Genomic DNA, 24,841 nt, shown 5'->3' on the forward strand with positions numbered 1-24,841 from the left:
GGATTGCGTTGCGTACCCGCGTTCGTCCGCGTTCACCTGCATTGTCGCTGCATCCCGGCAATCAGGCACGAGTCGCGCGGACTGCAAATAAAACCGCTGCATGAAAGCAGATTACCGCTTGCCAGAGTCTGCATCCATCTGCAACGCAATCCACCCTGAACCCATCATGAAAAACGGCCGGCGCGCGTACGCGCTGCCGGCCGTTGTGCCGCTACCGCTTTACTGCGGCGTCGGCTCGCCTTGCGGCGCGCTCGGCGCACCGTCGTTCAGCAGCGCCTTGGCTGACAAACGCACGCGACCCTTTTCGTCCGTCTGGATAACCTTGACCTTCACTTGCTGGCCGTCCTTCAGGTAGTCGTTGATGTCCTTGATACGCTCGTTGGCGATTTCGGAGATGTGCAGCAGACCGTCCTTGCCAGGCAGAATGTTCACGATCGCGCCGAAATCGAGCAGCTTGAGCACCGTGCCTTCGTACACCTGGCCCACTTCGACTTCCAGCGTGATGTTCTCGATACGCTTCTTCGCTTCGGCCATGCCTTCGCTGCTGGTGCTCGCGATGGTCACGACGCCGTCGTCCGAAATATCGATCGTCGTGCCGGTTTCTTCCGTCAGCGCGCGGATCACCGAACCGCCCTTGCCGATCACGTCGCGGATCTTCTCCGGATTGATCTTGATGGTGATCATGCGCGGTGCGAACTCCGACAGTTGCGTGTTCGCGCCCGACACCGCCGAAGTCATCTTGCCGAGGATGTGCATACGGCCTTCCTTCGCTTGCGCGAGGGCGACCTGCATGATTTCCTTCGTGATGCCCTGGATCTTGATGTCCATCTGCAACGCGGTAACGCCTTGCTCGGTGCCCGCCACCTTGAAGTCCATGTCGCCCAGGTGATCTTCGTCGCCGAGGATGTCCGTCAGCACCGCGAACTTATTGCCTTCCAGAATCAGGCCCATGGCGATGCCAGCGACGTGCGCCTTCATCGGCACGCCGGCGTCCATCAGCGCGAGGCAGCCGCCGCACACCGAAGCCATCGACGAAGAACCGTTCGATTCCGTGATTTCCGACACGACGCGAATCGAGTAGCCGAATTCATCGGCGCTCGGCAGGCATGCAGCCAGCGCGCGCTTGGCCAGACGGCCGTGACCGATTTCACGGCGCTTCGGCGAACCGACGCGGCCCGTTTCGCCGGTCGCGAACGGCGGCATGTTGTAGTGAAGCATGAAGCGTTCGCGGTACTCGCCTTCGAGCGCGTCGATGTTCTGCTCGTCGCCCTTCGTGCCGAGCGTCGCCACCACCAGTGCCTGCGTTTCGCCGCGCGTGAACAGCGCCGAACCGTGCGTACGCGGCAGCACGCCGGTACGGATTTCGATCGGGCGCACGGTGCGCGTGTCGCGGCCGTCGATACGCGGCTCGCCGTTCAGGATCTGCGTACGGACGATCTTCGCTTCGATGTCGAACAGCACGTTGCCGACGGTTGCCTTGTCGGCCGCCACCGTGCCGCTTGCCGCGGCTTCTTCTTCCAGCTTCGCGGAAACCGCTGCGTAGACTTCCTTCAGCTTGCCCGAACGCGCCTGCTTGTCGCGGATCTGGTAAGCAGCGAGCAGTTCGGCTTGCGCCAGTTCCGTCACGCGTGCGATCAGCGGCTCGTTCTTCGCAGCCGGTTGCCAATCCCATTCCGGCTTGCCGCCTTCGCGGACCAGATCGTGAATCGCGTCGATCGCGATTTGCATCTGCTCATGGCCGAACACCACGCCGCCGAGCATCACTTCTTCGCTCAGTTGCTGCGCTTCGGACTCGACCATCAGCACTGCGCGTTCCGTACCGGCGACGATCAGGTCGAGCGCCGATTCCTTCATTTGCGGACGCGTCGGGTTCAACACATATTCGTTGTTGATGTAGGCCACGCGTGCAGCGCCGACCGGGCCGTTGAACGGCAGACCGGACACGGCGAGCGCCGCCGACGCGCCGATCAGCGCGGGAATGTCAGCGGGGATTTCCGGGTTCAGCGACAGGACGTGGATCACGACCTGCACTTCGTTATAGAAACCTTCCGGGAAGAGCGGACGCAGCGGGCGGTCGATCAGGCGCGAGATCAGCGTCTCGCCTTCCGACGGACGACCTTCGCGGCGGAAGAAGCCACCCGGAATCTTGCCGGCGGCGTAGGTCTTCTCGAGATAATCGACGGTCAGCGGGAAGAAGTCCTGGCCCGGCTTAGCCGTCCTGGCGCCGACCACGGTCGCCAGAACCACGGTGTCTTCGACGTCGACGATCACCGCGCCGCTCGCCTGGCGAGCGATTTCGCCGGTTTCGAGGCGAACGTTATGTTGTCCCCACTTAAATTCTTTGACGATCTTGCTGAACATAGTCATTGCTTTTCCTCATCGTTATGCCGCGCGGACCGGAAGCGGCGCGGCAACGCCAGGACCGGCGCCGCATGGGAAGAGTAGTGTTATGCCATTCCAGAGAGCCACGCCCGGCGTCGTCCGCGTTGCTAACGTCGACTAAGCGCGAATCGCTGGAATGACACAAAGCTCCGCCCTGAAGCCCGGCCATGTTTCTAGTTTTACTGCTTTTTTCTACTGCGCTTTTCTACTGCTTTACTGCTTTCTGCCCCACCGCATGAACCGGCACGCCACGGCGGACAACAGGCAATGCACCTCACACGAAGCGCACCGCGCAAAAACAAAATGCCTGTATCAGCGGAACTGACACAGGCATCTTGCTGAACGACTGGCCGATTACTTACGCAGACCCAGCTTCTCGATCAGTGCGCGGTAACGATCCGCGTCCTTACCCTTCAGGTAGTCGAGCAGCTTACGACGGCGGCTCACCATGCGCAGCAGACCGCGGCGGCTGTGGTGATCTTTCGCGTGTGCCTTGAAGTGAACGGTCAGTTCGTTGATGCGGGTCGTGAGCAGCGCGACCTGAACTTCGGGGGAGCCGGTGTCGTTGGCTGCGCGTGCGAATTGCGCAACGACTTCGGACTTCTTGCTTGTATCAACTGCGGACATGTCGATTTCCTTGAGAACTAGACAGGCGGTCACGGAAGAAAGGCCGTGCCGTGGGTTACCCGTGCGAACTGGCGCTACAAAGCAGCTTGCATGACAGCCGGCACCGCAACGGGACGCGTATTGTAGCACAGGACGGTCCCGCCGCGAACCCTGCCCTGCGGGGCTGAACAGCGACTGCGGACGACACCGCGCGGAGCGCAGGCAACGGCGGCCTAGTGTCGTCAAACCGACTCGGCGCCGCTCGGTTGTTGTGGGCGCTCAAGGCCATTTGGTGGCGCTCCGGGGCTGCTTGGGCGCGGTTGCGGTTGCTGTTGCTCTGGCCGCCTGGCTGCTCAGCCGCTCACGGCCGCTTCATCTTGCACACGCTCGCCGGAACCGTACGCTCCGCCGGCAACGCCAGCACCGTACGAAAACCAAAGCCGGAACCCTCGTTATCGAAACGCACGCCGCGCGTGCCCGCTCGATCCATCTCCATCACGTAGAGGGGCTGGATCAATTGGTGATCTTCCGCCCGCATCCACGACGCATGAAAACCGTTGTCGAACCTGATCCCTTCGAGCGCCCGCGCCACGGTCGTCGGATCGGCGCTTCTCGCGCGGTTCATCGCCGCGGCCAGGGTTTCGATCATCAACGGCATGCGCAAAACCGGATAGTCGTCGTGCGCGGCCGGGAAGCGCGCGCGGAAAGCCTCGTACCAGGCGTCCGAGGCCGCGCCGCCCGCGTTCGGATGCCAGTCCGCCACGGCGATTACGTGTCCGACGCCCGCCTCGCCCAACGCGGCCGGCGCGCCGAGACTGTTGCCGTAGAACGTGTAGAACTTCGTATCGAGCCCCTGCTCGCGCGCCGCCTTCACGAGCAGTGTCAGGTCGTTGCCCCAATTGCCGGTAATGACGGCATCCGCGCCACTAGTGCGAATCTTCGCGACGTACGGCGCGAAATCCTTCACACGGCCAATCGGATGGAACTCGTCGCCGACCACCGCGATATCCGGACGCTTCGCCGACAGCGCCGAACGTGCGAGACGGCTCACGTCATGCCCGAAGCTGTAATCCTGATTCAGCAGATACACCTTCTTCACCGCGTTGTCGCGCTGGATCACGTCGGCAAGCGCGTCCATGCGCATACCCGCATGCGCGTCGAAGCGAAAGTGCCAGAAACTGCAATTGGCGTTGGTCAGTGCGGGGTCGTCGGCGGAATAGTTCAGGAACAACGCGCGGTTCTCCGGCTCGCGGCTGTTCTGCTTGTCGATTGCGCCGATGAGCGCCGCCGCGACCGCCGAACTGTTGCCCTGCATGATGTAGCCAATGTGACGGTCCGCGGCGGCGCGCAATTGCGTCAGCGCCTCTTCGGTGCCGCCCTTGCTGTCCAGCACGACGAGTTCGAGCGGATGCGCGCCGTCCGCCAGCTCCACACCACCGCGCGCGTTGACCTGCTCGACGCCGTAGCGCAAATTGCGCTCCACTGCCGCGCCAGCGTTGGCGAACGGACCTGACATGCCCTCGATCAATGCCAGCTGAATCGGCGCGCCGCCCGGCTTCGGCGCCGTTTCAGCCGCGGCCGCGCACGCCGCAGTCGCTGCGACTGCGATTGCCGCCAATACCACCGCCGCCTTCCTGTGCCAGTTCGCCATCGTCCGTTCCGTCTGATTCGTCGAAGCGCGGATCATAGGGCGTCGGCGACGGAATAAGCAAGCCGCTCGGGCCGTTAGCGTGCAGGCGGGCAAGCGCGCTCGAGACGCAAAGTTTTCTTCGGCGCGTGTCAAAATGATCCATGTTGACGATAAAAACCGCTACTCAAAAGCCATCGGAGGAATTCATGTTGAACCGCCATCACCCCAAGGCGGCCTCGGTCGGGGCGTCGGCTGCCGGGCGCGTGCGCCGCGCGGCGCTCGTGTGCATCAGCGCGCTCGCGCTCGCCGGCTGCGCGCAGCCCTGGCAGCAATATCAGGCGGGCGCGGACGCATCGACAATCGTCGCGCGCCTCGGCCCACCTCGCGAAAGCTACGACCTGCCAAACGGCGGCAAGCGGCTGATGTGGCCAACGCAGCCGATGGGCGAAACCACCACCGCCGCGGACATCGACGCGTCGGGCAAGATCGTCAACGTGCGCCAGGTATTGCAGCCGAACGAGTTCTATCGCGCCGAAGTCGGCAAATGGACCCGAAGCGACGTGCTGGTGAATTTCGGCCGCCCGGTAGAGACCTCCTACTTCCCGCTGATGAAGCGCGAAGTCTGGACCTATCGCTATCTGGAGGACAACTTCTGGTACATGATGTTCAGCTTTTATTTCGACGACCAGGGCGTGTTGCGTCTGACGCAGAAAACGCCCGATCCACTGCACGATCCGGATCGCCGGAACATGTTCTAGATCGCGCTGTCACGCGCATTGCGCATGCATTTCCGAAAGCCGCTCCCGAAGCGGCTTTTTTTTATTTATTTCGCATGACGACGAATTTTATTTCACACACACGCGATTAATTTTTTGATAGAAAGGCTTTTGTAAGCATTAATCCGGTGCTGGTCGGGCTACCGATACGGAGCTCGACCACACGGCACGGCCGTGATTCCCGCACCGGAAGATGCGCCCCTTTACGGAGCCGCTATCGATGAATCGTCCCAAACGCCTTCTTGTCGCCAACGTCGCATGGGCGCACGAAACCGCCGAGCGCAACCCCGAATTTTTCCGCGATCTGGTACGCGGGCAAAACCCGCACGTGCTGTGGATCGGCTGCTCGGATAGCCGTGTGCCTGCCGAAACCATCACGCACTGCGAGCCGGGCGACCTGTTCGTTCACCGCAACATCGCCAATCTGTTTCATCCCGACGACGATAACTCGGCGAGCGTCCTCGAATACGCGGTTCGCGTGCTCAAGGTCGGCCACGTGATCGTCTGCGGACATTATGGGTGCGGCGGCGTGCGCGCGTCGTTGTTGCCGCCCGACCCGGGGCTGCCGCACGTGAATCGCCGGATCGCGCCGCTTTGCTCACTCGCCAGGACCCATCGCGACGAACTCGACGCACACGCGAGCGAACGCGAGCGCGTCGATCACCTCGCCGAACTGAACGTGCTCGAACAGGTGCGCCAGCTTCGCGCGAATCCGATCGTGCGGGACGCGCAGACGGCGCCGCTCGTGCACGGCTGGATCTTCGCGCTCGAAGACGGACGCATCAAGGTACTCACGTCCGGCTACGAGGCCGACGACGCGATGACCTGCGAGACAGCCGCCCATAGCGGGGCGTAGTGCGCGGCCCCGTTCGCGTCCTATCCGGTTCGGCCTTCGCCTGCGATCAGGCATCACTCATTTCTGCACCGACACCATGAACCTTCGAGCTTTTTTTTCGACATTTCAGCGCGACGCGCTTGCGGGCACGGTCGTTTTTCTGGTGGCTCTGCCGCTGTGCCTCGGCATTGCCAATGCATCGGGCGTCGAGCCGTTTGCCGGACTTGTGTCGGGCATCGTCGGCGGCCTCGTGGTCGCCGTTCTGAGCGGCTCGCGCCTGAGCGTCAGCGGACCGGCTGCGGGTCTCGTCGTGATTGTCGTCGACGGGATCGCGCAGCTCGGCAGCTTTTCTGCGTTCCTCGCGGCCGTGCTGCTGTCCGGCGCGATCCAGTTCGGCTTGGGGATGCTCAAGGCCGGCCGTTTCGCCGCGTATGTGCCGTCGCCGGTCATCAAGGGCATGCTCGCTGCCATCGGCGTGCTGCTGATCGTCAAACAATTCCCGCTCGCGCTCGGGCTAGTCAACGGACAAGCGGCAAGCGACGCGCCCGCCGCCGCACAAGCGGCCGGCACGGTCATGACGTCGTTCGGCTCGCTCTCGCTGGTGGCCTGCCTGATCACCGTGCTGTCGCTGGCAATCCTGATGGCCTGGGAAACGCGCGCGATGCGCCGCTTCGCGTTGGTGCGCATCGTTCCCGCGCCGCTCGCCGTGGTGTTGCTGGGTATCGGCGCGACCTTGCTGCTGCACATGCTGGCGCCGTCGCTCGCACCGCCTGCCGAACATCGCGTCGCGTTGCCGTCGCTCGAATCGTTCGCGGCGCTGAGCGTGGCGCTGGAATGGGCCGACTTCGGGCCGCATTTCGCGCAACTCGTCAACCCGGACGTGTGGCGCGTGGCGATCACGCTCGCGATCGTCGCAAGTCTCGAAACCTTGCTGAGCCTCGAAGCAGTCGAGCAGATCGACCCCGAGCGCCGCCCCGCGCCGCCAGATCGCGAGCTGAAGGCGCAAGGCGTGGGCAATCTGATAGCGGGCGCCATCGGCGGGCTGCCGATCACGGCCGTCATCGTGCGTAGTTCCGCTAACGTGCATGCCGGCGCGCAGAGCCGTCTGTCGGCGATCATCCACGGCGTGCTGCTGCTCGTCAGCGTGTTCGCGTTGACGAGTGTCATCAACCTGATTCCACTGGCCTGTCTTGCGGCGATCCTCATTTTCACGGGGCTCAAGCTCGCCAAGCCGTCGCTGTTCGTCACGGTCGCGAAACAGGGCTTCGCGCCGTTTGCGCCATTTATCGTCACACTGGTTGGCGTGCTCGCGACCGATCTGCTGATCGGCATCGTGCTAGGCATTCTGTGCAGCGTGCTGCTCGCGCTGTATGCGAATCTGCGCCGCCCCATCGTGCTTGCGCAACACGGCGACCATTACCTGCTGTCGTTCCGCAAGGACGTCTCGTTCCTCGGCAAGGTGCCGCTCAAGCATTACCTGCAGCAGATTCCCGACGGCTCGACGCTGATCGTCGATGCGACGCGCGCCGATTTCGTCGATCACGACGTGCGTGAACTGCTCGATGCCTTCGTCGAGGACGCGCCGCGCCGCGGCATTGCGGTCGAAGTGCGGCATCAGGTGCGTGCGCAGGCACGCGCTGCACGCGGCTGGTCGATGCGACGCGCGGCAACCGAGTAACGTGGGGAGACGGCGGCGCGTGAGCGTGAGCCTGAGTGACCGGGACTGAGCGAGACTGAGCCGGACACGCGCCGTATTAAAAAAGCCCCGCGCCGTTGACGGCGCGGGGCTCGCTTTGCTACCGCCGGCAATGCATCAGGCCGATGTTGACAAGCACCTTCGCAAGCTCACTCCGAACGCTGCGGATTGAGCTTGTCGACATTCGAATACAGCTTGTTGAGCGCCGAGATATACGCCTTCGCGGAGGCCGCGACGATATCCGGATCGGTGCCCACGCCATTGACGATGCGCCCGCTCTTCGACAAGCGCACGGTCACTTCGCCCTGCGCCTGCGTGCCGGTGGTGATCGCGTTCACCGAGTACAGCAGCAACTCCGAGCCGCTACCCACTTCCGTTTCGATTGCGTTGAGCGTGGCATCCACGGGACCGTTGCCGCGGGCCTCGCCAGTAATCTCCTTGCCGTCCACCGCGAACACGATCTTCGCGTGCGGCTGCTCGCCCGTCTCCGAATGCTGCGATAAGGACACGAACTTGTAGTGTTCTTTCTGCTGCGCCTCGGCCGATTCTTCGGTGACAATCGCGATGATGTCCTCGTCGAAAATTTCCGACTTGCGGTCGGCCAGTTCCTTGAAGCGTGCGAACGCGGTGTTCAGTTCGGCTTCGCTGTCGAGCGCGATGCCTAGTTCCTGCAAACGCTGTTTGAACGCATTGCGGCCCGACAATTTGCCGAGCACGATCTTGTTCGCGCTCCAACCCACGTCTTCGGCGCGCATGATTTCGTAGGTGTCGCGCGCTTTCAGCACGCCGTCCTGATGGATGCCCGACGCGTGCGCGAATGCATTGGCGCCGACCACCGCTTTATTCGGCTGCACGACAAAACCGGTGATTTGCGACACCAGTTTCGATGCCGGCACGATCTGCGTCGTATCGAGGCCAAGTTCCAGTGCGAAATAATCCTTGCGGGTTTTCACAGCCATCACGATTTCTTCGAGCGACGTGTTGCCCGCGCGCTCGCCGAGACCGTTGATCGTGCACTCGACCTGACGCGCGCCGCCGATCTGCACGCCGGCGAGCGAATTCGCCACCGCCATGCCCAGGTCGTTATGGCAATGCACCGAGAACACTGCCTTGTGCGAGTTGGGAATGCGCTCGCGCAGCGTCTTCACGAGATTGCCGTACAGTTCCGGCACGCCATAACCAACCGTGTCAGCGATGTTGATGGTGGTCGCGCCCTCCGCAATCACCGCCTCCAGCACGCGGCACAGGAAGTCCATGTCCGAGCGGCTGCCGTCTTCCGGTGAGAATTCGACGTCGTCGGTGAATTTGCGCGCGAAACGCACTGCCAGCTTCGCCTGCTCGAACACCTGGTCCGGCGTCATGCGCAGCTTCTTTTCCATGTGCAACGGCGACGTCGCGATAAACGTGTGAATGCGAAAACGCTCGGCGGGCTTGAGCGCGTCGGCCGCACGTTGAATATCCTTGTCGTTCGCCCGGGCAAGCGAGCAGATCGTGCTGTCCTTGATCAGACCCGCGATCGTATGAATCGAGTCGAAATCCCCGTTGGAACTCGCCGCGAAGCCTGCTTCGATCACGTCCACTTTCATCCGCTCCAGTTGCTTCGCGATGCGGATTTTTTCTTCTTTCGTCATCGACGCACCGGGCGATTGTTCGCCGTCACGCAGCGTGGTGTCGAATATGATCAGTTTGTCGGACATGGGAGTCTCCAGCGGAGTCGTTTAATTGGGGGATCGGATCTTGGAATGCGAAGGCTGCCGCCGTTAGCGCCGCGAGCAACGCTCGAGTGGACGACGCGGACAGGGCGCAACCGGTCAGTGCGACGGTCTAGGTCATCAATGCGCCGACTCGTCGAGGTTCTCAATGTGGCTCGTGGAGGTTCGCAATACGGCTCGATTGCGGCTCGTCTCGCAGGCCGGTTCGCAGGCCGGCTTGCAGGCCGGTTCGCGGCCTCGATCGCGACTAAAAGCCAACGTGGACGCAGTCATCCAACGACTATAGCGGCATTCCCCCCTGCGTGCAATTGGCGTCAAACCTGCCTGTAGCGCGCGTTGCCGCGACGTTCCCGGAAGCGTAGGAAAACGAAAAACGGCGACCCAAAGGTCGCCGTTTTTCATGCTGCATCAGCTTCAGACTGCGAGCGCGCAACCGGGACAATAATCTGTGAGCTACCTGTCGTGCGCGACGGAGCGAGCCGGATTCGCCCTGCCGCGCATCGCCTGGTATCCCCAGAACACATAGCCGGACAAACCGTACAGCACGAACAGACCGAACAGCATCAGCGGCGGATCGGACGACACGAGCACGAACGCCACCACTACCAGCAGAATCACGCCGAACGGCACGCGATGCCGCACGTCGAGCGCCTTGCCGCTATAGAACGGCGCGTTCGACACCATCGTCACGCCCGCATAAATGGTCAGCACGAAAGCGACCCACGGTAGCCAGACGAGCTTGAGCGGCACGCGGTTGTCGGTGGCAAGCCACACGAAGCCCGCGATGAGCGCCGCTGCCGCCGGGCTCGGCATGCCCTGGAAGAAACGTTTGTCGACCACGCCGATGTTCGTGTTGAACCGCGCAAGACGCAATGCCGCGCCCGAACAGTAGACGAAGGCGGCGAGCCAGCCCCACCGGCCCAAGTCCTTCAGGATCCACTCATACATGACGAGCGCCGGCGCCACACCGAACGACACCATGTCGGACAGACTGTCGAACTGCTCGCCGAATGCACTTTGCGTATGCGTCATACGGGCCACGCGGCCGTCCATGCCGTCGAGCACCATAGCGACGAAGATCGCGATTGCCGCGATTTCGAAGCGCACGTTCATTGCCTGGACGACGGCGAAGAAGCCGCAGAACAGCGCCGCCGTAGTGAACGCGTTCGGCAGCAGATAAATGCCGCGCTTTCTGAGGAACTGCTGACGCTGCGCGCGCCGGCTGTCGACGGCTGGCGAGTCCGCTACCATCGGCTTGTTGCGGCGGAAAGGACGCGGCAGCGGTCCACTGGTGCGCGGTCGACGCGGTTTGAATGCGGCCATTCGGACAACCTCCTTTGTGCCGCTTTACAGTTCAGCGAGGATCGTGGACGACGCCGACACCTTCTCGCCGATCGACACACGCGGACGGCTGCCCACCGGCAGATAGACGTCGACGCGCGAACCGAAGCGGATAAAGCCATAGCGCTGACCGCGCGTAAGCGGCTCGCCTGCACGGACGTAGCAAAGAATGCGCCGCGCGATCAAGCCGGCGATCTGCACCGATGTCACCGTCTGGCCCCCAGCCATTTCGATCACGATCGCATTGCGCTCGTTTTCGAGCGAAGCCTTGTCCACCGCGGCATTCAGATATGCGCCGGGGAAATACTCGACCTTCGAGATCGCGCCGTCCACGGGCGAGCGCTGCGAGTGCACATTGAACACGTTCATGAACACGCTGATCTTCAGCGCTTCGCGATTGGCGTACGGATCATGCGCGGTTTCCACTGCGACGATGCGGCCGTCGGCCGGGCACAGCACGGCATTCGCCTGAGTCGGAATCGGGCGCGCCGGATCGCGGAAGAACTGCACGACGAAGATCAGGATCAGCCAGAAGAGCCACGCAAAGCCGAATCCCGCGAAGGCGTGAACCAGTAATGCAACGACGGCCGCGATGGCGATGAACGGCCAGCCTTCTCGCGCGATGATCGGATGTGGGTAATTCATGAGTGGCTTCAGTATTTTTGGAGGGTAGCCCCCCTTCCTCGCGGAAGAGGAGCCCCCTAAGAACCGTACGTGCGAGTTTCCCCGCATACGGCTCAAATCTACAAACAAAGCCCGGGGTTAGTCCCGGGCCGGCTTAGTTACTGCAATTTTACCTGCGTGCACTTGCCGGTGGCAGTCCGGGTGAAGCAAAACCCTGTTCGAAAGAGCATCCGATCCACCATGCATCCGATATTCCAGATGATGGTCATGCCAACCGGTTTCCTTCGTCAGAGCGCATCCACAGTGCGCGCACAATCCGCTCTGTGACATGTACAACGAGACCCATTGTCGCCGGTGTCGCATCGAATGTTCCATGCGTGCCTCGCGCAACTGCTCGCCGTATTGCTCCCACTCTGGGTCAAATGGGTTGAACGCCCCTTTGACCTTTCTGTGTCGCCTGATTTCTGTACCGCTGATCTGGTACAGCTCAAGTAACCCCTTTCCTGCTTCACGAACCACTGGAACAGCAAACACCCAGTGTCGGCTGCCCTCTGAGTGAAAGTACTTCTTTCTCACCCAGTCGGCACTCTTGCTCGGATGCCGCCTCTTAGACCACCGCCAGAGCCTCCGGAAAATCAAAGACTCCATGCGGCTGTACGCCTCTTTGGCTACTACAGGACTGTGATACCGCGCCCAGCCTCGTAGCATCGGGTTCAGCAGCCGGATCAGACTCGCCTGCTTCACCGTCTTGTTACCGCTGATCGTCTCCGCCACCTTGCGATAGAACGCTTGCGCGTTCTTTTTGCTCGGCTTGATGAGTAGCGTTCCCGAGTACCTTCGGAAATTCCACCCAAGGAAATCAAAGCCTGTGTCAATGTGCGTGATCCGTGTTTTCTCCTCGGAAAGTTGCAATCCTCTAACGGCAAGGAATGCTTCCACCCAAGGCCGAACTTCCTGCTCCAGCACCTCTTGCGAGTCACCGGTAATCACGAAGTCATCCGCGTACCGCACCACATTCACTTTCAGCTTCTTCGCCTTTGCGATCCCGAACTTCGCACCGAGGTGCGCGATCAGTTCACGCTCCAGCCCGTTCAACGTCACGTTCGCCAGCGTCGGGGAGATGATCCCTCCCTGCGGCGTACCAGCCTCAGTCGCCTGTAGCTGACCTTTATAAATCAGGCCAGCCTTCAACCACTTCCGGAGGATCTCCTTGTCCATAGGGACATGGTTCTCCAGCCATTCATGGTTGATGTGGTCAAAGCAGCCTTTGATATCCGCCTCCAGTACCCAGCGGGCTGAGCCCTTTTGGGACATGGCGACGAAAATCTGCGACATGGCGTCAGCCGTCGAGCGGTTCAGCCTGAACCCATACGAGTTCGCGTCGCTCGTCGATTCCGACACCGGCTCCAGAGCCAGCAGATACAGAGCTTGCATCGCCCTGTCCCGCATGGTTGGAATGCCCAGAGGGCGTTCTTTTCCATTGGCCTTGGGGATAAAGACTCTCCGTAATGGCAGAGGCTTATATCCGCGCCGCTTCAACCTGCCGATGGCTTCCCATCGGCTCTCAGGCGAATCCCACAGTTCACGATCGACTCCCGCCGTTCGCGCACCCTGGTTCTGCGTAACACGTCGTACCGCATACAGCTTCGCGGACAACGTGCGGGTCAGCATCCGTTGCAGGGCTTTCACCCTGCGCCAGTCACTTTCCCGCGTCGCCTTCGCAATTCGTATCTGCATCCCTCTCACGTTCCGTTCAACCCGTCGCCAATCTACGGCGTACCAGTTGTCCGGCGCGTGGGAAAGCGCAGATCCAGTCTTTCGGCCAGATACTTTCATGCTGCTCTCCTACTCGAAGAAGTGAATCCCGAGCGGAGAACAGATCACCCCTTGCGGGAGCGATCTGCTCCCGCAAGGGGGTAAACAACAAGCACTGACGACTAAGAAGCCGCCAGCAATCACCAGTTCCAGCTAAAGGTCAGTCAGCCGTCTTGCGACGGTAGACCAGACGGAAGTCTGCCCGCTTTCGCGTGAGGTGATGTCTCAACCCCTATCCGGACCATTACAGCCCGGCCTTCGCTTTTTCCGTCGTCCTCTACCTGCACAATTAACAGCGTTCCTCACGGTCCGCCTGCCAGCCTCACTGCGCCGGCAACCATACAGGCTTACCACGTTCCCGGCATGTCACACGACTGACTTAGGTTCTGCCTATTCCCCGGCGGTCCGAAGACGACGTAGCCCGAATTTACAGCGAGCTATCCGACCGCACACCTTTTTGGTTGATGCCTACCAGCAGCTTTGGCACCGTCCTACTTACGAGGTTTATCAGCAGTTCACTTACGTTAACCGTATCAGCCAGCCTAGCCCCTCAACCCCGTTGCTGCTGGGAGTCTCCAGATGGTCGTTTCACAGCCACCATCCGCCCGAACTTCCGGGGGGTACATTGTCAGAAGAGCTTCACACCTCACCGTTGCCAGTGACGCATGTCTTCCTAGGCTACTGCTGGTCGTACAGCAGGTTCACTACCCTCGCCAATTCAGCCAGCGAGGCCGAACAATGACACGCCGAGCTTTCGCTCGTGTCGTTTAGCGACTCCGTTGCCCGAAGGCGCGGGAATTGCAAACACCACCCCGCCCTGTCGGCGGAGATGAAGCCGCTGACTGGGCGGGACCTGACGGTAATCAGGTCAATGCAATACGGTTGACGGCAGACTGCGCCGTGTCCCGTGTTCACTACCAAGGTGTGTCCATAAGGACACATCTACTGCTTAAAGTGCAGCTCACAAGGGAGCCGCCTGCGGAGGGCATGGTGAGTCCAGTCAAGACCTTCCTCAATAACCCTCTAGTCGATGCCCCGTAACGTGGGGCTGACGGACACGAGCATGCGTGTCGCACGTAAAACCGTAGGATAGCAAAAGCCGCCCGGGGTTCAGCACCCTCGGGCGGCTTTTTGCGTTACCGGCGCATGCGGCGGCGCGCCGCGCCGGTTACAGGCGATAAAACGGACTTCTTAGTTCTTCGACTGGTCGACCAGCTTGTTCTTCGCAATCCACGGCATCATTGCGCGCAGCTTCGAGCCGACCTGCTCGATCTGGTGCTCGGCCGTCAGACGGCGGCGCGATTGCAGCGTCGGTGCGCCAGCCTTGTTTTCGATGATGAAGCTCTTCGCGTACTCGCCCGTCTGAATGTCGGTGAGCACGGCCTTCATCGCCTTCTTCGTTTCAGCGGTCACGATGCGCGGACCCGTCACGTACTCGCCGTATTCGGCGTTGTTCGAGATCGAGTAGTTCATGTTCGCGATGCCGCCTTCGTAGATCAGGTCGACGATCAGCTTCAGTTCGTGCAGGCATTCGAAGTACGCCATTTCCGGCGCGTAGCCCGCTTCAACCAGGGTTTCGAAACCGGCCTTGATCAGATCGACGGTACCGCCGCACAGCACGGCCTGTTCGCCGAACAGGTCGGTTTCCGTTTCTTCGCGGAAGTTCGTTTCGATGATGCCCGCACGGCCGCCGCCGTTCGCTGCCGCATACGACAGGGCGATGTCACGTGCCGCGCCGGACTTGTCTTGCGCAACGGCGATCAGGTGGGGCACGCCGCCGCCTTGCGAGTAAGTGCCGCGAACCGTGTGGCCCGGCGCCTTCGGCGCGATCATGATGACGTCGAGGTCAGCACGCGGAATCACCTGGCCGTAGTGCACGTTGAAGCCGTGCGCGAACGCGAGTGCCGCGCCTTGCTTCGCGTTAGCGTGCACTTCCTTCGCATAGACTTCGGCGATCTGCTCGTCCGGCAGCAGCATCATGACGACGTCTGCGCCCTTCACGGCTTCCGCCACTTCCTTCACTTGCAGGCCGGCATTCTCAGCCTTGCTCCACGATGCGCCGCCCTTGCGCAGACCGACCGTGATGTTCACGCCGCTTTCCTTCAGGTTCAGCGCGTGCGCATGGCCTTGCGAGCCATAGCCGATGATCGTGACCTGCTTGCCCTTGATGAGGGAGAGATCGGCGTCCTTGTCGTAGAAAACTTTCATGTCGGTTCCTTGGCTAAATTCGGATGATTCAGTGAGATTCAGATACTGCGAATGTTGTATTGCAAGGCCAGATAGTGATGATGTGACGAGCGCCATCCGGCCGGATCGAAACGCTCGCGCGTTACACCTTCAGAATGCGCTCGCCGCGACCGATGCCCGAACTGCCCGTGCGGACCGTTTCGAGAATCGCGGTGGCGTCGAGCCCTTCGATGAAGGCGTCGAGCTTGTCGCTCGCGCCCGTCAGTTCGATCGTGTAGGTCTTTTCGGTGACGTCGATGATGCGGCCGCGGAAAATATCCGACATCCGCTTCATCTCCTCACGTTCCTTGCCGACCGCCCTCACCTTGATCAGCATCAGCTCGCGCTCGATGTGGGCGCCCTCGGTAAGGTCGACCACTTTCACCACCTCGATCAGGCGGTTCAGATGCTTCGTGATCTGTTCGATCACGTCGTCCGAGCCAATTGAGACGATGGTCATGCGCGACAGCGAACGGTCTTCGGTCGGAGCCACCGTCAAGGTTTCAATGTTGTAGCCGCGTGCCGAGAAGAGACCGACCACGCGCGATAACGCGCCCGGTTCGTTTTCCAGCAGGACAGAAATAATGTGTCTCATGTTTCGCTTCTTCCAGATGTTTGTCGATGTATGCGAGCGGTTTTGCGCCGCTTCGCCGGCCGCCGCCTTTTTTGAAGGCGCGTATGACGAAGCCAACGCTAGAAACCGTCGTTATAGATCTTCCGAACCCATGAGCATCTCGGTGATGCCCTTGCCGGCCTGTACCATCGGCCAGACGTTTTCGGTGGGATCGGTCTGGAAGTCGAGAAACACCGTGCGATCTTTCAGGCGCAGCGCTTCCTTAAGCGCCGGCTCGACATCGGCCGTGCGCTCGATACGCATGCCGACGTGGCCATACGCTTCGGCGAGCTTCACGAAATCCGGCAGCGCATCCATGTACGAATGCGAATAGCGCTTGCTGTATTCGATCTGCTGCCACTGGCGCACCATGCCCAGATAGCGGTTGTTCAGCGAGATGATCTTGACCGGCGTCTCGTACTGCTTGCAGGTCGAGAGCTCCTGGATGCACATCTGGATCGAGCCTTCGCCCGTGATGCACAGCACGTCGTCGTCTGGGTGCGCCATCTTCACGCCCATCGCCGCCGGCAGGCCGAAGCCCATCGTGCCGAGGCCGCCCGAGTTGATCCAGCGGCGCGGCTTGTTGAAGCGATAAAACTGCGCGGCCCACATCTGGTGCTGGCCGACGTCGGAACAGACGAACGCGTTGCCGTCGGTCAGCTCCCACGCCTTTTCCACCACGTACTGCGGCTTGATGATGTCGCTCTTGCGGTCGAATTTCAGGCAGTCTTTCGCACGCCAGGCTTCGATGTCCTTCCACCAGTCGGCGAGCGCCGCGGTGTCCGGGCCATGCTCGGCCGTTTGCAACTGCTCGATCAGTTCCTTCAGCACTTCCTTCACGTCGCCGACGATCGGAATGTCGACCTTCACGCGCTTGGAAATGGAAGAAGGATCGATGTCGATATGGATGATCTTGCGCGGACGCGACGCGAAATGCGCCGGGTCGCCGATCACGCGGTCGTCGAAGCGCGCGCCGATTGCGATCAGCACGTCGCAGTGCTGCATCGCCATGTTGGCTTCGTACGTGCCGTGCATGCCGAGCATGCCGAGGAATTTCTTGTCGCTCGCGCGGTAGCCGCCCAGACCCATCAGTGTGTTGGTGATGGGATAGCCGAGCAGATCGGCGAACTGGTTCAGCTCACGCGATGCATCCGCGAGAATGATGCCGCCGCCGGTATAGATGTACGGGCGCTTCGCCGAGAGCAGCAGCGAAACCGCCTTGCGGATCTGGCCGGAGTGGCCTTTCGTGACCGGGTTATACGAGCGCAGCGAAACATTCTTGATAGGCTCGTACTGGCAAGGCGCTTTCGACACGTCTTTCGGAATGTCGATCAGCACCGGGCCGGGGCGGCCGGTACGGGCAATGTAAAACGCTTTCTTGACGGTGGCGGCGAGGTCGCGCACGTCCTTCACGAGGAAGTTGTGCTTCACGCAAGGACGCGTGATGCCCACCGTATCGCACTCCTGGAACGCATCCTGACCGATCGCGGCAGTCGGCACCTGGCCGCTGATCACGACCATCGGAATCGAATCCATGTAGGCGGTGGCGATGCCGGTCACCGCATTGGTGACGCCCGGGCCGGAAGTCACGAGGCACACACCAACCTTGCCGGTGGAACGCGAATATGCGTCGGCGGCGTGAACCGCGGCCTGCTCGTGGCGCACGAGAATGTGCTGGAACTTGTCCTGCTTGTACAACTCGTCGTAAATGTAGAGTACCGAGCCGCCGGGATAGCCCCAAACGAATTCGACGTCTTCGTCGGCCAGTGCCTTCATGAGCACGGTGGCGCCGATAGAGTCAGCTTCGTGTTGTGGAGTCGTATCCGACGTGGAGAATTCCGCGCTGGGCATATTCATTCAATTCACCTTTCGAATTTTCGGCAAAAAATTGATCGGGTGCTCTCTGCCGGGCTTGTGGCTCGGGTTCAAGCGGCGCGTCCAGTTGACAGGTGAGCTTCTTGGGCCACACCTCAATGAGACAAGTCACTTATGTTGCGAACCAGCGACGATAGCGGCAGACGCCCGCGCGGTCAAGCAAATCTTGCCTGAACGCCCGTCCAGGCCGCTCCGTTCTGACCGACGCGCCCGGTCTTGACGATGCGACGCAACTCACGTTTTGCCCCTCGTTACGCAAAAGTTTGTTAGCATCCGCGAGTTTTACGACATTTTTCGACCGATTACGCGCACGCTCGCTGCGCCGACCCCCAAACGGATGGCATCAGACAAGGAACTCGCCGATTTTCTGGCGGGCGTCGAAAGGCGCGCATTCAAGCAGACGGTCTACGCCGTGCGGGACGACGACGCCTCGCTGGATATCGTGCAGGACGCGATGATCAAGCTCGCCGAAAAATACGGCGACCGTCCGGCGGCTGAGCTTCCGCTGCTGTTTCAGCGTATTCTGCAGAATGCGATGCACGACCATTTCCGTCGTGCGAAAGTGCGCAATACGTGGGTGAGTCTGTTCTCGTCGCTCGGTAATGCCGACGACGACGAATTCGACCCCCTCGAAACGTTCGAGGCCCAGCAAGGCTCGGCGGGCGCCGAGAGCAACGAGCAGAAACTCGAACGCGAGCAGGTCTTGCAGATGATCGACGACGAGATCCAAAAGTTACCGGCACGTCAACGGGAGGCGTTTCTCATGCGTTATTGGGAAGATATGGATGTCGCCGAGACTGCCGCCGCAATGGGCTGCTCCGAAGGCAGTGTGAAGACGCACTGTTCGCGGGCCACTCACACGCTGGCGCAAGCGCTCAAGGCCAAAGGAATCACGCTATGAGCTCCCTCGAAACAAAAGAACTCGAGTTCGCGCGCCAGGTGCGCCGCGCGCTCGACGAAAACGCCGCCAGCATTGCGCCCGCCACCGTCGATCGACTCGCCGCAGCGCGCCGTGCAGCGCTTGCCCGCAAAAAGCCCGAGACCGTGAGCGCGCCGGTGTTCGTGCCGGCTTTCGCCGGCGCGGGCATGCCGGCCGGTCTGTCGCATGGCGAACTGCCGCAACGCCGCCGCTCGCCGCTGCGCCGCTTCGCGCTCGCGTGGCCGCTCGCCGCGCTGGTCGTGAGCCTCGTGGGCATCGCCTACTGGGAAGATCAGCAGCGCACGGCTGAGCTCGCCGATATCGATGCCGCCATGTTAAGCGACGACCTGCCGCTCAATGCCTATCTCGACCACGGCTTCAACGCGTATCTTTCGCGCGCCCACTGAACGGGAGAATGTTCGGGTGAGCTACAAGCGCGGCCTTGCCGTTGTTTTCGGATGTGCGATTGCGGCTCTCGTGTCGTTTGCCGCGACCTATCCGCGCTTCTACCCGAGCCCTTCGCCCGCCGGCGCGCCCGCCGCGAGCGGCAACGGCGCGGCGCGCCCGCCCGCGCCCACGCTCGGCGTCGAATTGCCCAGCCTGCCCGGCAGCACAAGTCCGCTGGCCTGGTCGCGCCTGAGCTCCGCGGAGCACATCGCCCTTGCACCCTTCGAGGCGCAGTGGGATTCGTTCAGCGACGAGCGCAAACGCAAATGGCTGAAGATCGCATCGCGTTATTCCAAATTGTCGCCCGAAGCGCAGAAACGTCTGCATGACAGGATGACCGAATGGGTGCGCATGACCCCGGATCAGCGGCGCGTCGCGCGCGAGAACTATCAGGTGTCCAAGCAGTTGCCCCGCGAAACCCGTCAGAATGCCTGGAAGACCTACCAGCAATTGCCCGAGGAACTGAAGGAACGGCTCGCTGCGAGCGAACGCAAGCGCCGCCCGAGCGTGGTCAGCGCGCCGCCGTCCGGTCGCAGCGAAATCAAGGGACTGGACCGGCTCGTCAATGCACGCGAGCGCGCTGCAAGCGGCACGCCGTCGGCGAGCGCCGCGGCAGCGGCGTCGTTGCCGAGCCCGGCGCCGCAGCCGGGCATCCCGGCCGCCGGCAGCTTTGTGCCGGCCACGCCGCTGCCGGTTTCGCCGGCCGAGGCGCCGTCGATTTTCAACGGTTCCTGAGCCGCGCGTGCCCGTGTCCGAACCGCACATGACGTCCAAGCCCGACTTGAATTCCAGCCCGGACCTCGGCGCGAGTCCGCCTCCGGCCACGCCTTGCGCTTCTCCAAGCAAACCGCCTACCGTTCGACGCCGTCTCGCCGCACTGCTTTACGAAGCACTGTTGCTGTTCGGCGTCGTCTTCGTCGCCGGTTATCTGTTCAGCACGCTGACCCAGCAGCGCAATGGACTCACGCACCACAACCTGCTGGCCGCGTGGATCGGCGTTGTCGTCGGTGTGTATTTCGTGTGGTTCTGGACCCACAGCGGCCAGACTCTGCCGATGAAAACCTGGCATCTGCGCGTGGTCACGGCCAACGGCGCGCCGCTCTCCACGTGGCGAGCAATTGCACGCTACGGGTTCGCATGGCTATGGTTCCTGCCGCCGCTTGCGTTGCATCCGCTGCTCGGTCTGCGCTTGCCGCAAACGCTTGTGATCGCCGCAATCTGGTTCGTGTTGTGGGCAGGCACCGGCCGTTTCGGCGCGAGCCGCCAGTTCCTGCATGACCGCCTTGCCGGTACCCGCGTGATCGACGTAGCGCGCTGAGCATTGCGCACGCGCTTGCAGAATGCAGCGGCTGTTGCCGCAGGCTTTGCCGTGGTTTTTGGGGCAGTTTTTTGCAGTGGTTTTTGCAGCAGCTTTTGCAGGCTTTTGCAACGGTCCTTGCAGTGGCTTTGTTCAACAGCTTTCACTACGGCTTTTACGGCCGCTTTTACGGCGGCTTTCACAGCGGCTGTCACGCCGTCCCTCACCGCGATGCACGCGGCCTGATCGGTTGAAAGCTCCCGCCCCCGCGCCGCAGTCTCCACATCGTCGCCCCCCGCAGTAATAAGAACTTCTCATGACTGTCACGGCACAGTCATGCGCGGAAGGCTCAATACAGGCACCGCAACTCGACGCGTGAGCCATGGACTCCAAAACGTCCGCGACTTCCCTGTTCCGCCAGACTGGCCCGAGCGTCGACCCCGTCGCGTTCCGCCCCGAACCCACTCATAGCCACGGCTTGCCGCTGCCCGTCGCGCCCCAGCCGCTCGACACCCAGGCGGCCCAGCACGACGACGAGCACGCGGAGCCGCATCGCTACCGCACGATCTGGCTGTCGGACATCCATCTCGGATCGAGCGGCTGCCAGGCGCCGTATCTGCTCGACTTCCTGCGTCACAACGAGTCGGAATACCTGTATCTCGTCGGCGACATCATCGACGGCTGGCAGTTAAAGAAAGGCTGGTACTGGCCGCAGGCGCACAACGACGTTGTGCAGAAGGTGCTGCGCAAGGCGCGCAAAGGCACGCAAGTCGTCTACGTGCCCGGCAATCACGACGAAGCGGCGCGCCAGTTCTGCGACCTCGCGTTCGGCGACATCCACGTGCGCGGCGAGGCGTTTCACACCACGCTCGCCGGCAAGCGCCTGTGGATCGTGCACGGCGATCTGTTCGACGGCGTGATCCAGCACGCGAAGTGGCTCGCCTATCTCGGCGACACGCTCTACACGATGATCCTGATCCTGAACCGCTGGTTCAACCGGATCCGCAGCCGGCTCGGCTTTCCGTACTGGTCGCTGTCGCAATACCTGAAGCATCAGGTGAAAAACGCGGTGAACTTCATCTCGTCGTTCGAGCGCGTGATGACCGACGAAGCGCGCCGCCGCGGCTGCGATGGCGTGGTCTGCGGACACATCCACAAAGCTGAAATACGCGACATCGGCGGCGTGCTGTATTGCAACGACGGCGATTGGGTGGAAAGCCTGTCGGCGCTCGTCGAAACGTACGAAGGCGAACTCAAGGTGATCTACTGGACCGTGATGCACGCGCCGGAAGCGGGCGTGCAGAAGGCCCGCGCGACCGCGTAATTCTCTTAACCTCTCTGGGCCGGATCGAGGAATAAATCGATGAAAATCATGATCGTCACCGACGCATGGGAACCGCAGGTCAACGGCGTCGTGCGCACGCTGAAGAACACCACACGCGAGCTCACCGAACTCGGTCACCACGTCGATCTGCTGACGCCGCTCGAATTCAAAACGATTCCCTGCCCGACGTATCCCGAGATCCGCCTGTCGCTGCTGCCTCGCCGCAAGCTGCGCCAGCGCATCGACGAATTCGCGCCCGACGCATTGCACATCGCGACCGAAGGCCCGCTCGGCATGGCCGCGCGCGCCTACGCGATCCAGCACAAGCTGCCGTTCACGACCGCCTATCACACGCGCTTTCCCGAGTATGTGCAGGCGCGTTTCGGCATTCCGCTCGCCGCGACGTACAAGTTCCTGCACTGGTTCCACAAGCCGTCGCTTGCCGTGATGGCGCCCACGCCTGTCGTCAAGACCGACCTCGAAAAGTTCGGCTTTACGAACGTCGTGCTGTGGACGCGCGGCGTGGACCTCGACATCTTCCATCCGATGGACTCCAAGGTGCTCAACACCGCGCGGCCGATCTTTCTGTACGTCGGGCGCGTGGCGGTGGAGAAAAACGTCGAGGCATTTTTGAAGCTGGATTTGCCTGGCTCGAAGTGGGTTGCCGGCGAAGGCCCCGCACTGGCCGAACTGAAATCGCGCTATCCGACGGCGAATTATCTCGGCGTGCTGACACAGGCTGAACTCGCGAAGGTCTACGCGGCAGCGGACGTGTTCGTGTTCCCGAGCCGCACCGATACGTTCGGGCTCGTGCTGCTTGAGGCGCTCGCCTGCGGCACGCCGGTCGCGGCGTATCCGGTCACCGGTCCGATCGACGTGCTCGGCGACGGCGGCGCTGGCGCGATGAACGAAGACCTGCGCGAAGCGTGCCTTGAAGCGCTGAAAATCGACCGCGCACACGCCCGCGCGTGGGCCGAGCGCTTTTCCTGGGCGGCGGCCTCCGAGCAGTTTGCCGCGCATCTGAAGCCGTTGCCGCGCACGTCGTATAGCGAGGAAAGCGCAGCCGCATGACGCGGCGCGCCGGGCTGCCCATGCGAACCAGATCCTCTCCAGCGAGCCGCGCGTCCTCGAACGGCGCGCTGCGCGCCGTGCATGCGTCCAACGATCGCCGCGACCATCAGGACCATCAGGACCATCAGGACCACCAAGACGACCACGACACGGCAGACGTCGACCCGTTCGACGACGTCAGCGAATCCGCCGCGCCGGACGAGGCCGACGCGCATCGCCTGAACGGCCAAATCGGCGAGCGCGCACACAACGGCACGCCCACGAGAAGCGGTCCGCAGCACGAACCGCTCGGTCCCGACGATCCGCTCGCGCCTCTGCCGTTCAACCCGTACAAGGGCAACCGCGGCCTCACCCGCGCCTGGCACGCAATGAAAAACTCGCTCGCGGGATTTCGCGTCGCCATCCGCGAAGAGAGCGCGTTTCGCCAGGAGCTGACGCTCGCCGCGATTCTGCTTCCGTGCGGCGTGCTGGTTCCGGTCGAACCGGTATCGCGCGTGTTACTGCTTGGTTCCGTGCTGCTGGTGCTGATCGTCGAGTTGCTGAATTCGAGCGTGGAGGCGGCCATCGACCGCATTTCGCTCGAACGGCACGAACTGTCGCGCCGCGCGAAAGACCTGGGCAGCGCGGCGGTGATGGTCGCACTCGGCATGTGCGTGATGACGTGGGGGCTGATCGTCGGCCCGGTCGTCACACGCTGGGTAAAAGCCTGGCTTTGAAGACCACGCACCGAAGCTGGGCGGCGCGAGCGAAGCGATAAAACGCCACTTCAGATGCTCCGCGTCCACCAAAAGAATGAAAACCCTGAGTATTCGCTTGAAATTAGAACGCTCGGTTTATAATCGTCCGGCAGTCTCAAAATAGCAACCGCGTCCGGGTGGAACACGCAGCAGCGGCACGCCGCCGCGCGCCCAACCCGGCGTAACCAGGGCCGGACGACATGGAAGCCAAACCTCCCCGCCGCACGCGCGAACGGATACTCGAACTGTCGTTGAAACTGTTCAACGAAATCGGCGAGCCGAACGTCACGACGACGACCATCGCCGAGGAAATGGAAATCAGTCCAGGCAACCTGTACTACCACTTCCGCAACAAAGACGACATCATCAACAGCATCTTCAGCCAGTTCGAGCAGGAGATCGAAAAGCGTTTGCGCTTCCCCGAAGACCACCGCGCGACCATCGACGAAATGTGGTCGTATCTGCAATACATGGTCGATTTCACATGGCGTTACCGCTTCCTGTATCGCGACCTGAACGACCTGCTCGCGCGCAACCGCACGCTCGAAACGCACTTCAAGCAGATCATCAGCCACAAGGTGCGCTTTGCGAGCCAGTTCTGCGATCAACTCGTGGCGGACGGTGAAATGGTCGCCACGCCCGAGGAACTGCAAGTGATCGCGACCAACATCGGCGTGATTGCGACATACTGGCTGTCGTATCAGTTCGTGATGAACCCGCGCAAATACAACGAGCAGGAAACGATTCGCGCGGAACTGCATCAGGTGAGCGTGCAGATCGTGTCGTTGATGGCGCCATACTTGCGCGGCCGCTCGCGGCAAATTTTCGACGACCTCGTGTCTGGCAAGCTGGAAAAGCGCGAGTTTTACGATTATCTGCCGCCGAAGGAAGGCGCCGCGCCTCGCAACGAATAGG

21 protein-coding genes are annotated in these 24,841 nt (G+C 61.8%); 11 read left to right on the forward strand and 10 right to left on the reverse strand.

The window, feature by feature from the left end; translation table 11 throughout:
* Positions 1-219: 219 nt before the first annotated feature.
* The 3 genes from pnp to F759_RS0119030 all read right to left on the reverse strand — a co-directional run bounded on the left by pnp (position 220) and on the right by F759_RS0119030 (position 4,639).
* Positions 220-2,367 carry a polyribonucleotide nucleotidyltransferase gene (pnp, locus tag F759_RS0119020; RefSeq protein ID WP_209440498.1) on the reverse strand — a complete coding sequence of 716 codons (2,148 nt, stop codon included), beginning with the start codon at positions 2,365-2,367 and terminating at the stop codon, positions 220-222.
* 369 nt (positions 2,368-2,736) lie between these two features.
* Positions 2,737-3,009, reverse strand: a complete 273-nt coding sequence (rpsO, locus tag F759_RS0119025) for a 30S ribosomal protein S15 (protein WP_006048211.1) — start codon at positions 3,007-3,009, stop codon at positions 2,737-2,739.
* Between the two features lie 340 nt (positions 3,010-3,349).
* Entirely contained in the window at positions 3,350-4,639 is a 1,290-nt protein-coding gene (locus F759_RS0119030; RefSeq protein ID WP_027801283.1) for a branched-chain amino acid ABC transporter substrate-binding protein, read from the reverse strand.
* Positions 4,640-4,824: 185 nt separating this feature from the next.
* Here F759_RS0119030 and F759_RS0119035 point away from each other — a divergent pair, with 185 nt between their 5' ends.
* The 3 genes from F759_RS0119035 (at position 4,825) to F759_RS0119045 (ending at position 7,907) form a co-directional block, all read left to right on the forward strand.
* Positions 4,825-5,376, forward strand: a complete 552-nt coding sequence (locus F759_RS0119035; protein ID WP_027801284.1) for a hypothetical protein — start codon at positions 4,825-4,827, stop codon at positions 5,374-5,376.
* 238 nt (positions 5,377-5,614) lie between these two features.
* A complete protein-coding gene (locus F759_RS0119040; RefSeq protein ID WP_027801285.1) occupies positions 5,615-6,250 on the forward strand; it encodes a carbonic anhydrase in 636 nt (211 codons plus the stop codon).
* Positions 6,251-6,326: 76 nt separating this feature from the next.
* Positions 6,327-7,907 (forward strand): SulP family inorganic anion transporter, encoded by a 1,581-nt coding sequence (locus F759_RS0119045; RefSeq protein WP_027801286.1) that lies wholly within the window; start codon positions 6,327-6,329, stop codon positions 7,905-7,907.
* Between the two features lie 167 nt (positions 7,908-8,074).
* Here the strand turns inward: F759_RS0119045 and F759_RS0119050 are convergent, their stop codons facing one another.
* From F759_RS0119050 to F759_RS0119080, 7 genes are all read right to left on the reverse strand, one after another.
* Entirely contained in the window at positions 8,075-9,622 is a 1,548-nt protein-coding gene (locus F759_RS0119050) for a 2-isopropylmalate synthase (RefSeq protein WP_027801287.1), read from the reverse strand.
* Between the two features lie 468 nt (positions 9,623-10,090).
* Positions 10,091-10,960: a CDP-diacylglycerol--serine O-phosphatidyltransferase gene (pssA, locus tag F759_RS0119055; RefSeq protein WP_027801288.1), complete on the reverse strand. Its 870-nt coding sequence runs from the start codon at positions 10,958-10,960 to the stop codon at positions 10,091-10,093.
* Positions 10,961-10,984: 24 nt separating this feature from the next.
* Positions 10,985-11,623, reverse strand: coding sequence for a phosphatidylserine decarboxylase (locus F759_RS0119060; RefSeq protein ID WP_013088924.1), 639 nt, complete (start codon positions 11,621-11,623; stop codon positions 10,985-10,987).
* Between the two features lie 117 nt (positions 11,624-11,740).
* On the reverse strand, positions 11,741-13,438 hold the full coding sequence (ltrA, locus tag F759_RS0119065) for a group II intron reverse transcriptase/maturase (RefSeq protein ID WP_027801289.1): 1,698 nt from the start codon (positions 13,436-13,438) through the stop codon (positions 11,741-11,743).
* Between the two features lie 1,170 nt (positions 13,439-14,608).
* Positions 14,609-15,625, reverse strand: coding sequence for a ketol-acid reductoisomerase (gene ilvC / locus F759_RS0119070; RefSeq protein ID WP_006048219.1), 1,017 nt, complete (start codon positions 15,623-15,625; stop codon positions 14,609-14,611).
* Positions 15,626-15,746: 121 nt separating this feature from the next.
* Positions 15,747-16,238 (reverse strand): acetolactate synthase small subunit, encoded by a 492-nt coding sequence (gene ilvN / locus F759_RS0119075; RefSeq protein WP_007175629.1) that lies wholly within the window; start codon positions 16,236-16,238, stop codon positions 15,747-15,749.
* Positions 16,239-16,349: 111 nt separating this feature from the next.
* Entirely contained in the window at positions 16,350-18,113 is a 1,764-nt protein-coding gene (locus F759_RS0119080; RefSeq protein WP_027801290.1) for an acetolactate synthase 3 catalytic subunit, read from the reverse strand.
* A gap of 355 nt (positions 18,114-18,468) precedes the next feature.
* Here F759_RS0119080 and F759_RS0119085 point away from each other — a divergent pair, with 355 nt between their 5' ends.
* The 8 genes from F759_RS0119085 to F759_RS0119125 all read left to right on the forward strand — a co-directional run bounded on the left by F759_RS0119085 (position 18,469) and on the right by F759_RS0119125 (position 24,840).
* A complete protein-coding gene (locus tag F759_RS0119085; protein WP_027801291.1) occupies positions 18,469-19,032 on the forward strand; it encodes an RNA polymerase sigma factor in 564 nt (187 codons plus the stop codon).
* Entirely contained in the window at positions 19,029-19,457 is a 429-nt protein-coding gene (locus F759_RS0119090) for a DUF3619 family protein (protein ID WP_027801292.1), read from the forward strand. Before F759_RS0119085 ends, F759_RS0119090 begins: the two co-directional genes overlap by 4 nt.
* 16 nt (positions 19,458-19,473) lie before the next feature.
* On the forward strand, positions 19,474-20,232 hold the full coding sequence (locus F759_RS0119095) for a DUF3106 domain-containing protein (protein WP_027801293.1): 759 nt from the start codon (positions 19,474-19,476) through the stop codon (positions 20,230-20,232).
* A gap of 28 nt (positions 20,233-20,260) precedes the next feature.
* Positions 20,261-20,815 (forward strand): RDD family protein, encoded by a 555-nt coding sequence (locus F759_RS0119100; RefSeq protein WP_051377340.1) that lies wholly within the window; start codon positions 20,261-20,263, stop codon positions 20,813-20,815.
* A 361-nt stretch (positions 20,816-21,176) separates the two neighbouring features.
* Positions 21,177-22,118, forward strand: a complete 942-nt coding sequence (locus F759_RS0119110) for a UDP-2,3-diacylglucosamine diphosphatase (RefSeq protein WP_027801295.1) — start codon at positions 21,177-21,179, stop codon at positions 22,116-22,118.
* A gap of 39 nt (positions 22,119-22,157) precedes the next feature.
* Positions 22,158-23,189 carry a glycosyltransferase family 4 protein gene (locus tag F759_RS0119115; RefSeq protein ID WP_027801296.1) on the forward strand — a complete coding sequence of 344 codons (1,032 nt, stop codon included), beginning with the start codon at positions 22,158-22,160 and terminating at the stop codon, positions 23,187-23,189.
* Between the two features lie 20 nt (positions 23,190-23,209).
* Positions 23,210-23,905 (forward strand): diacylglycerol kinase, encoded by a 696-nt coding sequence (locus tag F759_RS37985; RefSeq protein WP_084534291.1) that lies wholly within the window; start codon positions 23,210-23,212, stop codon positions 23,903-23,905.
* Positions 23,906-24,126: 221 nt separating this feature from the next.
* Positions 24,127-24,840: a TetR/AcrR family transcriptional regulator gene (locus F759_RS0119125; protein ID WP_027801297.1), complete on the forward strand. Its 714-nt coding sequence runs from the start codon at positions 24,127-24,129 to the stop codon at positions 24,838-24,840.
* Position 24,841 lies beyond the last annotated feature (1 nt).

The sequence above is a fragment of the Paraburkholderia dilworthii genome (assembly GCF_000472525.1).
GTDB classification, from domain to species: Bacteria; Pseudomonadota; Gammaproteobacteria; order Burkholderiales; family Burkholderiaceae; genus Paraburkholderia; species Paraburkholderia dilworthii.